General features: G+C 56.1%; 7 protein-coding genes and 1 pseudogene. 4 read left to right on the forward strand and 4 right to left on the reverse strand.

Going from position 1 to position 13,928, the window contains the following annotated elements; genetic code table 11:
- Nucleotides 1-2: 2 nt before the first annotated feature.
- Nucleotides 3-1,802 (reverse strand): malto-oligosyltrehalose trehalohydrolase, encoded by a 1,800-nt coding sequence (gene treZ / locus PY650_RS23810; RefSeq protein ID WP_285882061.1) that lies wholly within the window; start codon nucleotides 1,800-1,802, stop codon nucleotides 3-5.
- Between the two features lie 131 nt (nucleotides 1,803-1,933).
- Between treZ and treY the strand changes: the two are divergent.
- From treY to PY650_RS37455, 3 genes and pseudogenes are all read left to right on the forward strand, one after another.
- Nucleotides 1,934-4,410, forward strand: a pseudogene (gene treY, locus PY650_RS23815) (malto-oligosyltrehalose synthase).
- Between the two features lie 92 nt (nucleotides 4,411-4,502).
- Nucleotides 4,503-6,572, forward strand: coding sequence for a glycogen debranching protein GlgX (gene glgX, locus PY650_RS23825; protein WP_285882064.1), 2,070 nt, complete (start codon nucleotides 4,503-4,505; stop codon nucleotides 6,570-6,572).
- Between the two features lie 30 nt (nucleotides 6,573-6,602).
- A complete protein-coding gene (locus PY650_RS37455) occupies nucleotides 6,603-6,962 on the forward strand; it encodes a hypothetical protein (protein ID WP_432761571.1) in 360 nt (119 codons plus the stop codon).
- 75 nt (nucleotides 6,963-7,037) lie between these two features.
- On the opposite strand, the gene PY650_RS23835 is transcribed toward PY650_RS37455, so the two are convergent.
- The 3 genes from PY650_RS23835 to PY650_RS23845 form a co-directional block, all read right to left on the reverse strand.
- The gene (locus tag PY650_RS23835; protein WP_285882065.1) at nucleotides 7,038-9,335 is read right to left on the reverse strand and encodes a cation:proton antiporter domain-containing protein; all 2,298 of its coding nucleotides are present in this window, start codon (nucleotides 9,333-9,335) and stop codon (nucleotides 7,038-7,040) included.
- A 503-nt stretch (nucleotides 9,336-9,838) separates the two neighbouring features.
- Complete coding sequence (gene nhaA / locus PY650_RS23840; protein WP_285882066.1) at nucleotides 9,839-11,032, reverse strand: Na+/H+ antiporter NhaA; 1,194 nt, start codon at nucleotides 11,030-11,032, stop codon at nucleotides 9,839-9,841.
- A gap of 390 nt (nucleotides 11,033-11,422) precedes the next feature.
- Nucleotides 11,423-12,208: a DUF4118 domain-containing protein gene (locus tag PY650_RS23845; RefSeq protein ID WP_432761572.1), complete on the reverse strand. Its 786-nt coding sequence runs from the start codon at nucleotides 12,206-12,208 to the stop codon at nucleotides 11,423-11,425.
- Between the two features lie 736 nt (nucleotides 12,209-12,944).
- On the opposite strand from PY650_RS23845, the gene PY650_RS23850 reads away from it, so the two are divergent.
- The gene (locus PY650_RS23850) at nucleotides 12,945-13,607 is read left to right on the forward strand and encodes a hypothetical protein (RefSeq protein WP_285882069.1); all 663 of its coding nucleotides are present in this window, start codon (nucleotides 12,945-12,947) and stop codon (nucleotides 13,605-13,607) included.
- Nucleotides 13,608-13,928: the final 321 nt, after the last annotated feature.

The following is a 13,928-nucleotide window of genomic DNA, read 5'->3' on the forward strand; positions in this document are numbered from 1 at the left end:
AGCTAGCAAGGCAACAACGGTCGTTCCGTCCGCGAAATCGCTGGTGAGAGGCTCCAGGCGACGGACCACGGCCCGACGGAGTCGCTTGTGACGCCGTCCGACGCAAACAACGTCTGCCCAACGATAGGCACAGCCGAAATGACGGTCTCGTTCGACAAATTGGCCATCAGATGAAGGGTTGCTCGCGCCAATTGCCAATGAACTCGTATCAGCGGGCTGTGTTTGTCGTTTGTGGCCCTGCAACAGCGCGCCTGGGTTAGGAGCGGCACAATCATTTGATATCGGATCCTTATCAGTCTTCGATAATATTCGATGAGCGCTTCGTTTGTCTCTGTTCCCTCCCAATGCAACTTCGCGCTGCGAAAGGTGGTTTCTGACGTCGGATCGAGGGCATCATCGACTTGAAACCCGGGCAGATACTTTAGCTCCTCTTTCCGACCAAGCTTCACTTTTGTGTTCAGCTCTTCGTCGAAATCGCAGAAGAAAGGAAAGGGTTGGGTTGCACCCCATTCTTCACCCATGAACAGCATTGGGATTTGCGGCGAGAGGAGATAAATGGCCGCGATGGCCTTTATCGCCTCTACAGAATGAGAGGAGACCATGCGGTCGCCTCGGGCCCGATTGCCGATCTGATCGTGGTTTTGGATGAAGGAGACAAAGGCCGTTGGGGGGAGGTTAACGCTCGGTGATCCTCTCGGCCGGCCTCGGTACCCCATGTATTCTCCTTGAAACGCGAAGCCTTCGCAAAGCGTGCGACGCAGGCGCGATCTATAATCGGCGTAATCCTTGTAATAGCCGAAGGTCTCGTCGGTTGCGGCAACATGGAGAGCATGATGGATGTCGTCGTTCCATTGCGCGGTAAAATGGCGTGGCTTGCCGTCTTCATCACGAGCCAAAAGATCTGATTCATTATCCTCGTTTTCAAGGATCAGATGGATCTGACGCTCCGGGAGCGCCCATCTGACGCGATCGGCCAGTTCAGCCAGGATATGCTGGTCGCTATCATCCTTCATGGCGTGGACGGCATCAAGCCGCAGGCCGTCCATCCGAAACTCGCTTAGCCAATAGATTGCATTCTCGATGATGAAATCGCGGACGTAACGACTGCCTTTGCCATCGTAATTCAGGCCTTTGCCCCAGAAGCTTTTGTGCTTATCGCTAAAGATCGGCGCGTAGAGCGGCAGATAGTTCCCGTCCGGCCCAAAATGGTTATAGACGACATCGAGAAGGACACAGATACCGCGCTCATGGGCTTTATCAACAAGCATCTTGAGATGCTCGGGGCGACCGTAGCAGCTTTCCGGTGCATACGGCAAAACGCCGTCGTAACCCCAACCATACCGACCAGGAAAATCGGCAACCGGCATGAGCTGAACGGCGGTTACACCGAGCCAATGCAAATGGTCGAGCTTTTCGATGGCTGACAGGAAGGTGCCAGCCTCGGTGAAGGCGCCAATATGAAGCTCGTAGATGACGAATTCCTCGAACGGGCGGCCCTGCCATCCTTCTGCTCGCCATCCGAATGTCGGATCGACGAGCTCACTCGGCCCGTGGACGTCGCCAGGCTGGAAGCGGGAGGCGGGATCAGGCACCTCAAGGCCGTCGGGCAGAACGAATTTGTAGCGATCGCCAGCGCTCGCATCGGCAACTTCAACGACATGCCACCCGTCTTGTCCCGGATGCATCACCCATTCACCACGCTGTTCGATCCGGACGAGCACCCGCTCCACCAAGGGCGCCCACAACCGAAATAAGACAGCATGTTCCTTGATTTTGGGTCCAAATGAGAAGCTGTGCTGCATAATGCGATGTCCGTCGATAACATTGCCGTTCCGTGCATCTCCAACGCAATCTTGTCGGGAACAGTTCCTGGCGCGGGAACAGATCTCCCTCCACCCCGTTGGTAAAAGCGCTCCGACGTACAGAGGAAGCGATGACAACGTTGACCTCCACGTACCGCCTACAATTTCGCGGCAACCTCACATTTGACCGTGCCATAGAGCTGGTTCCCTATCTAAGCGATCTCGGCATCAGTCATGTCTATGCCTCGCCGATCTTCACGGCCACGAAGGGATCGACCCATGGCTATGACGTAACGGACCAGAACGAGATCGACCCGGTACTTGGCGGTCGAGAGGGCTTCGATAGGTTCTGTGCAGCAGTGCAGCGTCAAGGGCTGGGTTTGATTTTGGATATCGTGCCCAACCATATGGCCGCTTCGGTGGAAAATGCCTGGTGGCGAGACGTTTTGCGGCATGGGTCAAAAAGCGTTTATGCCAATTATTTTGACATCGATTGGAGCCGGAAATTGACGCTGCCGCAGCTCGGAAAATCGTTGGAGGAAGCTTTGTCTGCGGGCGAATTACAACTCCGCTACGAACCTTTGGATGGCCATATGTATCTAGCCTATTTCGATCATCTTTATCCGCTTTCAGATGAAAGCGTCGCACATGTCATGGAGCGAATTGGGAAGGAGGCGAGCCGATTGCGGGCTTTTTCCGAGGACGTCGTGGCGATGAGAAAGCTGCTGAGAAGACAGCACTGGCAGTTGCTGTGCTGGAAGGATGCCGCCCGGAATCTCAGCTACCGGCGCTTCTTTGAGGTATCAGGCCTCGTCGGCATGCGGATCGAAGATGCACGGGTATTCGACGAGACCCATCGGCTGATCATCGAATTGGTTCGTGTCGGGCAGGTTCAAGGCCTGCGCGTCGATCACATCGACGGACTGGCCGATCCGAGGTCCTATCTCGAGCGTTTGCGGCAGGCCACCGGCCCCGACACCTTCATCGTAGTCGAGAAGATTTTGGCACGCGGCGAGACGCTGCCGGCAGACTGGCCGGTATCGGGGACAACTGGCTACGAATTCATCGCGGCCATGGCGGACCTTTTCGTGAGCAGGGAGGGGTTAGGCAAGTTGGATGGAGCATATAAGTTCTACGGTGAAAAGGATGCGGACTTTGCCGCAGGTTTGCGCAAGGCAAAACTGTTGATGGTCGAGCGGAATTTTGCTGGAGAAACGGCGCGTTTGGCCTCGCTCGCAGGATCGATTATCCCCGATTTTAGCAGGATCGAAATACAGTCGGCACTCCGAGAGCTATTGGTCGCCTTCCCGGTCTATCGCACCTACGGCTATCACGGGGTTGCCGCTGCAGACGATGAGGCCATTATCGACGGCACCGTCGAAAAGGCACGATCCCAATTGCCGGCCGTTGGTGCCTTGCAGGCGCTTGCCGGTCTCCTGAAAGGCGATTTTTCCGATGCGGAAGCCTTGGAGTTTCGCGTAAGATTCCAGCAATTGAGCGGGCCAGTGATGGCAAAGTCGGTCGAGGATACGCTGTTTTATCGATGCAATCGCCTGATCGCGATGAATGAGGTCGGAGGTGACCACGATGTGCCCCCGAACGCAGTCGCTAGCTTTCATCGGCTTATGGAGGATCGCGTTCGGCGCCAAAGGCGCGGCCTTTCGGCGACGTCGACGCATGACACGAAGCGCGGAGAGGATGCCCGCGCCCGCCTTTACGGCCTCACCCAAGATCCGGAAGCCTGGATTGCGGGCGTTAAGCGATGGTGCAATATCAACTCTTCCTTCCGCCGCGGCCTTGAGGACGGGCCGGCGCCGGAGCCCAATATCGAGTGGATGCTGTATCAGGCGCTCGCTGGCGTATGGCCGGAGGATAGCGAACAAAGCGATGGAGACGAGTTAAAGGATCGGTTTGCCGCCTATGCCTTGAAAGCGATACGCGAGGCGAAACTGAGGACAGATTGGATGAATATAAATCCGGCCTATGAGGGGGCGGTGGAAGCCTACGCTGCAGCATTGCTTTCGGTTGATAACAAGGCGTTTGCCAAGGACTTCGCACGGACCTTGAATCCCTTTGCGAATATCGGTTATCGCAACAGCTTGTCGCAACTGCTGATCAAGCTCACGGCTCCGGGCATTCCGGATATCTACCAGGGAAGCGAGGGTCTCGACTTCAGCCTGGTCGATCCGGACAATCGCAGACCGGTCGACTACCTGTCGACGTGCGCACCGGCAACAACAAATACGGCCGTATCGAAGGTAGCGTCACTGAAACGGCAAATCATCCGCAAGGTGCTCCGCTATCGTCGTAACCATCCCGTTCTTTTTCTCGAAGGCGATTATGTGCCGCTGGAGACTGAGGGGAGCGAGCGGCTAACCTCGTCGCCTTCGCTCGAGTTTACGGTCAGGAGATAGCAGTTACGATCGTGCCGCGTCTGATTGATCGCCCCTCTTCGGATTTCTGGAGCGACACGATTGTCATGATGCCGCAAGATCTGCGCAGCCCGATGCGCAATCTGCTGACGGACAGGCTGCCGCCGGCCGGCAATCTTCAGGCGGCTCAATTATTTGTGGACCATCCCATATCTATTCTCGTTGCGCGCAGCTGACGATCCCGCCGCCGATGCGCCTGTCTAAGCCAAATGCCGGAACAAAGCGCATCATTGCGGGGTTTCCGCTAGGCATCAACGACGAGTAATCCATGACGGACGACGGCAAGCAGCATTCAATCGAGTCGGGCGATTTTACGCGCCTGGGCGCGAATTATGATGGGCACGGCGTCAACTTCGCGCTTTTCAGTGCTTATGCGGACAAGGTGGAGCTCTGCCTTTTCGACGAAAGCGGCAAGCAGGAGACTAAGCGGATTGTCCTTCCGGAATATACCAACGAAATCTGGCACGGCTATATTCCGGGCCTGACGCCGGGTGTGTTGTATGGCTACCGTGTTCATGGACCATTCGATCCGGAAAAAGGCCATCGTTTCAATCCGCACAAATTGCTGGTCGATCCCTATGCCCGCGAGCTCGTCGGCAATCTTGAATGGTCGCAAGCACAGTTCGGCTATCGTCTTGACGACGAGCAGAAGGATCTTTCCTGCGACGAGACAGACAGTGCGACGCAGATGCCAAAGTGCCGCGTGGTTGATGCAAATGGCGAAGCGCCGGTTCAAAAACCATCCATTCCATGGTCACGAACAATTTTCTATGAGGCACACGTCAAGGGAATGACGGTCCTGCACCCGGCAATTCCAGAGCAATTGCGTGGCACGTTTGATGGCTTAGGGCAGGCGGCGATCGTCGACTACGTAAGGGGTCTCGGCATCACCTCGATCGAGCTCCTTCCCATACATTATTTTCTGGATGACAGCCATCTGCTCGACAGGCAACTGCGCAACTACTGGGGCTACAACAGTCTCGCTTTTTTTGCCCCTGCCTCTCGTTATTACGGCCCCAAGGGCCTCGCGGGCTTTCGCGACATGGTGCGCGCCTTCCATGATGCCGGCATCGAAGTCATCCTAGACGTCGTCTACAATCACACGGCAGAGGGCAACGAGCTCGGCCCAACCCTTTCGTTCAAGGGCATCGATAACTTCTCTTACTACCGCACCCTGCCAGACGAACCCCGTTACTATATCAACGACACTGGCACCGGTAACACGATCAACACCTCGCATCCGCGTGTGCTGCAGATGGTGACCGACTCGCTCCGCTATTGGGCCGAAGAAATGCATGTCGACGGCTTCCGTTTCGATCTCGGCACGATTCTCGGTCGTGAACCAGCAGGTTTTGACCAGCGTAGCGGCTTTTTCGATGCCGTCGGCCAGGATCCTGTCTTGTCAAGGATCAAGCTCATCGGCGAGCCCTGGGACATTGGGCCCGGCGGGTATCAGCTCGGCGGGTTTCCGCCGGGCTGGGTGGAGTGGAACGATAAATATCGTGATACTGTGCGCGACTACTGGAGGGGAACCCCGGGCATGACGAGGGATTTTGCAGCCCGCATTTTGGGATCAGGCGACGTCTATGATCTTCGCGGGCGTCGTCCCTGGGCAAGCGTTAACTTTATTGCCGCACATGATGGTTTCACCCTCAACGACCTCGTCTCCTATAACGACAAGCACAATGAAGCCAATGGCGAGGACAATAATGACGGCCACAACGATAATCGCAGCTGCAACTATGGCGCTGAGGGTCCAACGGAAGAAGAAAATATCAATACCATTCGGGAACGTCAGAAGCGAAATTTTCTCGCAACCTTGTTCTTGTCGCATGGGACACCCATGCTGCTGGCAGGAGATGAATTCGGACGCAGCCAGATGGGCAACAACAATGGCTACTGCCAGGACCACGAGCTCAGCTGGCTGCATTGGGAAGACAGCCACGGCAGTTCAGAGGCACTTCGCAGCTTTACCAAGCGTCTGATCGCTTTGCGGCAGCAACACTCGATTCTCAAGCGAGAAAACTGGCGTGACGGCCTGATCGTCATGTGGCTCAATCCCGGCGGAGGCGAGCAGACCGAGGATCACTGGGACGACGATTCAAACACAACTATCGGGTTGCGACTATCCCGCACGCAGCCATGCGAAGAAGGATGGGATGATCTCCTCATCCTGTTCAATCCCCTTGACGAAGACAGTGACTTTGCATTGCCCAAAGACAGGCACTGGGCTTTGGAGCTGACAACATCAAGTCCCGAACTACAAAATCCGGTGATGGTCGAGGCGCCGATGTTGCGACTTCAATCTCGTAGTTTGTCTCTCCTGCGTCCAGGCTGAAATCGACCAAGAAAATTGCCGATTGTCGCGATGGGCATCAGCTTGGTTTCATCTTACGGTGGTAAGAAAGATTTGCGCGAGCAAAGCGCCCACTCAGCAAATTGTTGGCGCAAAACGAGCCGTACCGGTTCCCTGGCCCTGCCTCTCTGCCACGAGGTGGGGCCACCCAATTGGGTCGCCATCTCTTTTAAGGCGATGGCTGTTTTCTCCCCCTTCGAACGCTCGGGCATCGTCAACGACATTTGTTCTTCCTCGGGCGTACTAGCGGACTGGTACCCCGAAATTCAAGGCGATCACCTCTACTATCCGAGCTGCCGCCAAACCTCGCCGGCTTTCGCCTTGCTGCTTGACGCCTTGCGCTATCACCAACCTGCCCAGGTCATCGCCTGAATGAATAGCGGCTTCGCGGCGCGCGCTCTGCCTACACGCTATCCGGCTATCGTCAACCAGTCCGGCCTCTACCCGTTATTCGGTCTCAACGAGGATGAATGAACGGTCCGCTGCCTCGACAAGTGTGTCGGGAATGCGACCATAAGACAGGCGGGGGGCCGCACGCCTTGAAACACCGAGCACAATTAGATCATAGCCTCCTTTGCGGGATTGACGCAGAATTGAAAGCTCCGGAGAGCTTCCTTCCTGAACGATCTTCTCCACGGCAACACCATTAAAACGGGCGATTTGGTCAATCCTTTCGAATGCCTCGAGATGACCATATCGGTTGTCGCTTAACCGTGGATGCATACGAGCTTGCATCGCCTCTTCGATATACAGGACTGATATCGAGCATCCCGTCACCTTGGCGATGAGGAAGGCGAATTCCGCGGCCTTAATCGAGCGCTGCGTGCCGCTTATCGGCACCAATATGCGCGTGTTCTTGTCTTCTTGAGGGATGCTTCGACCCCGAGAGGAGACGATAACAGCGGTACCCTTGAAGGCGGAAGTCATCAATGAAAGTCGATCGTCAAACCCGCCTTTTGCGCCCGAGACTGGCTCGACACCGATGAACAAAAGGTCGTGTCCCTGCTCGGAGCCCTCCGCCAGAACCTTCGCCAAATCGCTGTCTTTCAATTTCGTGGTGACGTGAATATCGCTTCGCGTCGTCTGTCCGGTTTCCCCCTCCCGGTTGATCGCCTCATCTGCAATTGACGTTACGCGGTCCGCAACGGCTTTCGCTCCTGCGTCAACCGCCGTGGTCTCCAGTGGACCTGTCTGCCGTCGCTGCTGGTCGGACGCATCGGGTTCGATATTGAGAACTGTTACTGGCATTTTTCGCTCGGCAGCGAAGTGGCCGGCAATCCGCGCCGCAAGATCGCTGCTCGGCGTTAAATCGACCGCCAGCATAATCCTTTCAAAATTTGCAAGAAAGCTGTTCTCCTTGAACTGCTCCTGCTCAAGGCGTTCGCGCTCATCCGCACGCATCGGCAGGCGCGAAAGCGCCCACCGTAAGGTCGGCGGCATCGCCATCGTCGTGACAACCGCCATGGCCACTATGATCGAGAACAACTTCTCGTCGAGAACACCTACCGAAAGGCCGATCGAGGCGACGATGACTTCCGTGGATCCTCGAGCGTTCATGCCGCTGCCAAGGGCCACAGCTTCGGCATTTGAGTAGCCGCCGAGCTTTGCGCCCACAAATGCGCCGCCGAATTTACCGACGCTCGCGATGACAATAAGACCGATGGCAAGCATGAGCGTGGCCGGATTGCCAAGAACACCGAGATCAGTCTTCAATCCGGTGAGACCAAAAAAAACCGGCATGAAGAGAGCTGTTGTCAATGCGCGGAGTTGTCCGTCGATCTGGCGTGTCAGGATCGGCGATTCTCCTACCAATATTCCTGCCACAAACGCCCCCAGCACGGTATGGACGCCGATCAGATCGGTGATGATTGCCATGCCGCCCATAATAGCGATGATTGCGCTGAGGACGGGGAGATCACTGCGAAACTTATCATTGGTGAGCCGGATCGCCTCGAAAACCAATCGCCGTCCGATTGTGAAGCTGAAGGTCATGAACGCGAAAGTTCCAACCACGCTCGTCGTGAGAGTCTTTAAGTCGACCGTGCCTCTCTCGGCCAAGCTGAAAGTGACTGCGATAACGACCCATCCGACCGTATCATCGATAATTGCGGACGCGACGATCAATTGACCGATGTTACGCCGCATGAAGTCCATCTCCCGGACGACCGATGCGACGATCTTGACGGAGGAAATGGAAAGTGCCGTTCCGAGGAAGAGCGATGTCACAAGCCGCTTTTCTGGATAGGGAAGAACGCTGTCGGGAACGAGTTCCCCCAATGCAAAACCGCAGGCAAACGGGATAGCGATTCCGGTCAGCGATACGGCAAGAGCGGCGCTCTTCAGGCGCTTCGCCAGGCCGAGGTCGGTTTCCATGCCGGCAAGCAGCAGCAGGAAAAGGATACCCAGCTGCGCCACGGCCTCCGTCATGCCGTTTTGTGCTCCCGTCGGCGGGAAAAGCTGCTGTTGGAGGTCGGGCAAGACCGTCCCCAAAATTGATGGACCAAGTAGGACGCCCCCAAGAATCTGGCCCATGATTGAAGGCTGGCCAATCCGCACCATAAGTTCGCCAAGCAACCGGCCGACGACCACGAGGACAATAATCTGAATGAGAAACAAGCCCTCGGATGCCCCACCAGCCTTTGTACTCTCAGCCGCGAACGTGGCCGAGCAGGGGAAAAAGATGCAGGCAGCGAGCATCGCTAAAAGGCACGGCCGTAGGGACTTGAGGAGACATTTGAACTTCATTCTGTTTGGCACCCCGAAACTTCAAAGTTTGAACGTGCGAAATCCTGCGACGTTCCAACCTGCTCGAAAGCGCGCAGATTTATGAAACCTTGCGAGCAGCAACCGGTGCAATCCCATCGAGGCGCGCTTTCCTGGAGTCGGACCACGAATCCGGGTGATGGGTGAGAGGCGTTCGCACGCCCATCACCTCTTCGATCACCTCGACATTAATGTGAGGGAACAAGGCTTTAGGCCGCACGTTGAATGATTTCACCCTTGTTGGAGTAGCCGCTCCGAAAGGAGTCCGTGTTGTTTGGGTATAAGCCTCTCGTTTTATTCTTCATCTCCGCGGGCCTTCTCATTTGCATGATTGGCATCGGCTTGGCTTCTCTGCTGCACTGAGACAAATTCCGCATGGCGCCTCGCGAAGGTGACGGCCTGGGAGCAGCGGCGAATCGGCGGCCTTTTCATCATTGGCATCGGCAAGCATTGCGAGTTCGACGCCCCGGTGGACTGCGGCCGAATTACAGATGTCCGCGCCGCCCAAACAGGCTGAGGAGGATTGAACCGGCAACCCCTGCAAGGACAGATCCGGCAAGGATGCCAATCTTGATCTTGTCTTGAAGAGCTGGGTCGTCGAAAGCTAACAGACCGATGAACAGGCTCATGGTGAACCCGATACCGCAAAGGAGAGCCGTCCCAACCATCTGTCCCCAACTTGCCTGTGCTGGCAGGTCCGCGAAGTTGAACTTCACCAATACGGCGACAGTACCGAGCACTCCGATCAACTTGCCGAGAAGAAGCCCCATCGCAATACCGAGGGTAACAGGCTCCATGAGGACGGAGCGAGAGATCCCGGCAAAGGACACGCCAGCATTTGCGAATCCGAAGATCGGGACTATGACAAAGGCGACAGGTTTGTGAAGCCCGTGCTCCAGCCTGTGCAGTGGAGATTCGTGGTGTGGGGCCTCAGGCGTACCGGGCGTCCTTTTCAGCGGGATCGTCAATGCGAGCATGACACCTGCCAAGGTGGCGTGGATGCCTGAGGCGAAGACGAGGGTCCACAGAGCGATGCCAAGAATAAGGTATGGCCACAGCTCCTTGACGCCCATGCGGTTGAGAATGACCAGATTGCCGATCACGATGCCCGCTCCGGCAAGAGCCAGAAAATCGAGCTTGGCCGTGTAGAACAGCGCGATGACAATGACGGCGCCGAGATCGTCCATGATCGCCAGAGCGGCGAGGAATATCTTAAGCGAGGTCGGCACGCGTCGGCCTAAGAGAGACATCACTCCCAAGGCGAATGCGATGTCCGTGGCAGTGGGGATTGCCCAGCCTCGCAATGCCGCCTCGTGCTCGAGGTTGAAGAAAATGTAGATCAGGGCCGGTACCAGCATGCCGCCTGCGGCGGCCGCACCAGGAAGAGTTCGTCTGCTCCAGGTCGAAAGTTGCCCGTCCAGCATTTCGCGTTTGATCTCCAGGCCGACCAAGAGGAAGAACACGCTCATCAACGCGTCATTGATCCAATCCTGGAGGCTCAGCGGTCCGACGTGGACGTGAAAAAAGCGGAAATATAGGTCGTCTGCCGGAGAATTAGCGACGATGATGGCGAGGGTCGCGACACCCATCAGGACGATGCCGCCTGATGCCTCGCTGTCGAGGAAGTGGCGCAGAGTGGATTGAATACGGCCTGTTAATCTTGCCGAAGACGAAGACATGGGTTCGCGCTTCCCCGCTGGAAGGTTGATCGAAGTCTCCGTCGATTCCGGGAAACCCGCAGCGCACGCAGCACACGCTATCAAACAAGTTAGGCGAAAGGTTTTTGGATTTCCAGCACAATCGGCGTCTCTGTTTCAACGCCTCTTTCGGTCTAAGGCATGCGAGAAATAGATGATGACGCTTCCCAAAATCTGAACGGGGCCAAGAACGATCCACGATACCGAGCAGTTTCCATCCGGCCTACGACAAACCGAAAAATCCGTTCTCCCATCCTGGCGAACAAGCCGACCTTGAAGATAATCTTTAGCAGCTCGTTCAAACCGGCGGAGGCGCGAAGAGGTAACCGCGAGGCCTAGAGATCCTGTGCGATAGCAAGAAGAGCCGATAGTTCAGCCGTCATGGCCAGCTCGCTGGCAATCGAGGGCAAGCGCGAGAAGTCCCCTGACGACGTCAACGAGGGTACTCGGATCGGACGGACGCTGCAGCGGCAAAAAAGCCAGGCCGACGATCATGTGCCGCGCGTCCCTTGTCGTCACGGGCCAGAAATCGAAGCGCGAGACATCGAATGGGTAAATGCCCGCTGTCACATGCTCGCCGGTGGTCAGCGTCGATCGCGCCGCCTCGATCTCTATTTCAGTCAGTTGGACGTTGCCGCGCCTTTCGACGAACTGCGCCACTCCTTCAGACAAGTCTACGACGACAACCGGCACCTCAAAGATTGCTTCTAAAATGTCGGCGGCGATAGAAGCGATTGCCTTTGTGTCCTCAGCAGCAGTTATATCGCGGCTACAAGTCTGTAGAATTGCCATTTGTCGCCGCAGCAGGATTGCGTCATCCGCTTTTCGCCTGGCGATCGAAGCAACTGTACTGGCAATGCATCCGACCACAAAAAGCAACCCGATTGCCCATACATTTGCTGGATCGTTGACGATGAGCGAATAGCGCGGTTCGGTCAGGAAAAAATTATAGGCGAGAGCACCAAGCACTGCTGAGAAGAGCGAAGGACCTAACCCGAAAATGACACCGGCGGCAACGACCGGCAGGACATAAATGAGCGAAAGGTTGGGAATTGTCACTTCCCGGTCAAGCCCGACCGTCACGACCGTTGCGAGAGCTGTCATAACGAAAGTGGCCAGATAGCGAGCAACACGAGGCGCGTCCGTCAATCGCAACATTTCCAAGGAATCTGAGACCTTGAAAAGCGTTTCATCTCTTCCGGATGTTGGGTGGGTGCTCACGATGATATGTCTCACCTCAAATCCATCGTTTGCGCAGATCCCGTGAAAATGTAACTAACTGCAATCGCAGAGCATTTGGGATCGCACAGCCAACAGTCTGCCGTGCGCTGATGTGATCGGCAGATGCGAGCCAATACATTCGTACAGAATTGCGATGCACGCCATAAAAATTCCATTCGCGCCACGGCTCTAATTTATTAAAATACCATATACGCGGTATGGCTTTAAACTTCGCTAGGCGCGATGGACCTTCCAACCTTCACTTAGGATCGCACCCGTCACTGAGGTCGACATGCTGAAGGCGGGGAAATCCTTCCCTTAGTGCTGCAGAATTTGGTCGAAGCCAAACGCACTACGGTCAAGGTTGGACGTCGCTCGAGTAGCCGCCGCCTGGCAATATCGGCGCGAAAACCTGCGTCTGTAAACCGGCGTCTGCTCTTTTGGCACCTCTGACCAAGAACTGTCAGTCCGCTGCCGGCACCGTGAATTGCATGCTCGGCGAACGGTCATGCGACTTTGTCATCATGGTCGCGCAGACTTTCCATATTTACCATCTTCGAGATATCATCCGGGGGCGCATTGGGCGCGATGCTCCGACTCGCAGACGCCTTAGCGAGAACACATGAGTTGGCCGATGACGAGCATACGAATTTCGCAGGACGTCTGATCTGACATGGGCGCGACCTCTCACCCGAGAACCACTGGCCTGCGGCAATTCCTCGACGTTGAGCAGCAGCGCGATTGGATAGCGGGCAAAATCGACTTGCCGGACACCGGCGACCGCTTAGAGTCCCTGGAACAGCGCTTCAAATATGTCGCTCGATTTGAGAAGCTACTTAGTCGCCCGCAAGCAGGGGAAGTACTGGAGATTCTCAGGCTATACGGTCCAAACTGCATTCCGATCCTGCGCAAGACCGAGCGCTACTACTGGTCGGTTTCCTGTCTGCCGTCGACCTCGGACAAGCCGCTCGTACGCGTCAATGCGAGCTGGATGGAACTTTTTACACTCTATGCCCAAGGCGAAGATATCCGCGCCAGATTCATCGTGCATCTTTCGGATTTCACTACAGATCGTTCAGCCACGCCGAGCCGAGTGGACGAACCCTTTCTCGAGCAAAGCGTCGCGATGCCAGAGCACGTCAGTTATTTCTTTCCGCGTGGTGCGGACATTTTCGGCATCAATGTGCGCGGCTCTGTCTCGATCCGCAAATTCCTCGCGAGTCGCCGCGTGGTGAGCGCCATTCGCACGTTTAACCTGACACACATGAACCGGGGAAGGAACGCCTATCAGGCGAGCCATTGCTACAGCGTGGCGGATTACATGCAGGCAAATTGAGGGGTCCTCTAACGCGTGCCATCCCGGCGAACTCACCGTCACCGTCGCGAGGAGGAAATCGGGCAACATCGCGATAACAACGGCCTTGGCCGTCTTTTGTCTCCACAAGGTTATCCGATGTTGACCGGCAGGCTTTTAATTCGTTTGACGGTAGAAAGCCAATTCCAGTTCAAGGTGGCGAAGCCAATGTGGAGCGGAACACCGGCCATGGTGAATTCATTCTGCGGCTACCTGGTGGTCGAAGCGGATAGCGCTGACACCGCTGCACGACCGTTCTCGCCGCGGTGGAATACGCCGCGGACGTCGGCTCCCAGCCGCACG

Origin of the sequence: Martinezella calliandrae (genome assembly GCF_030272695.1) — a bacterium.
Lineage (GTDB): Bacteria > Pseudomonadota > Alphaproteobacteria > Rhizobiales > Rhizobiaceae > Rhizobium > Rhizobium calliandrae.

Coding starts and splice junctions, on each gene's coding strand:
- treZ (WP_285882061.1), bottom strand. CDS start 1,802: ATGCAGCACAGCTTCTCATTTGGACCCAAAATCAAGGAACATGCTGTC.
- glgX (WP_285882064.1), top strand. CDS start 4,503: ATGACGGACGACGGCAAGCAGCATTCAATCGAGTCGGGCGATTTTACG.
- PY650_RS37455 (WP_432761571.1), top strand. CDS start 6,603: ATGGGCATCAGCTTGGTTTCATCTTACGGTGGTAAGAAAGATTTGCGC.
- PY650_RS23835 (WP_285882065.1), bottom strand. CDS start 9,335: ATGAAGTTCAAATGTCTCCTCAAGTCCCTACGGCCGTGCCTTTTAGCG.
- nhaA (WP_285882066.1), bottom strand. CDS start 11,032: ATGTCTTCGTCTTCGGCAAGATTAACAGGCCGTATTCAATCCACTCTG.
- PY650_RS23845 (WP_432761572.1), bottom strand. CDS start 12,208: ATGTTGCGATTGACGGACGCGCCTCGTGTTGCTCGCTATCTGGCCACT.
- PY650_RS23850 (WP_285882069.1), top strand. CDS start 12,945: ATGGGCGCGACCTCTCACCCGAGAACCACTGGCCTGCGGCAATTCCTC.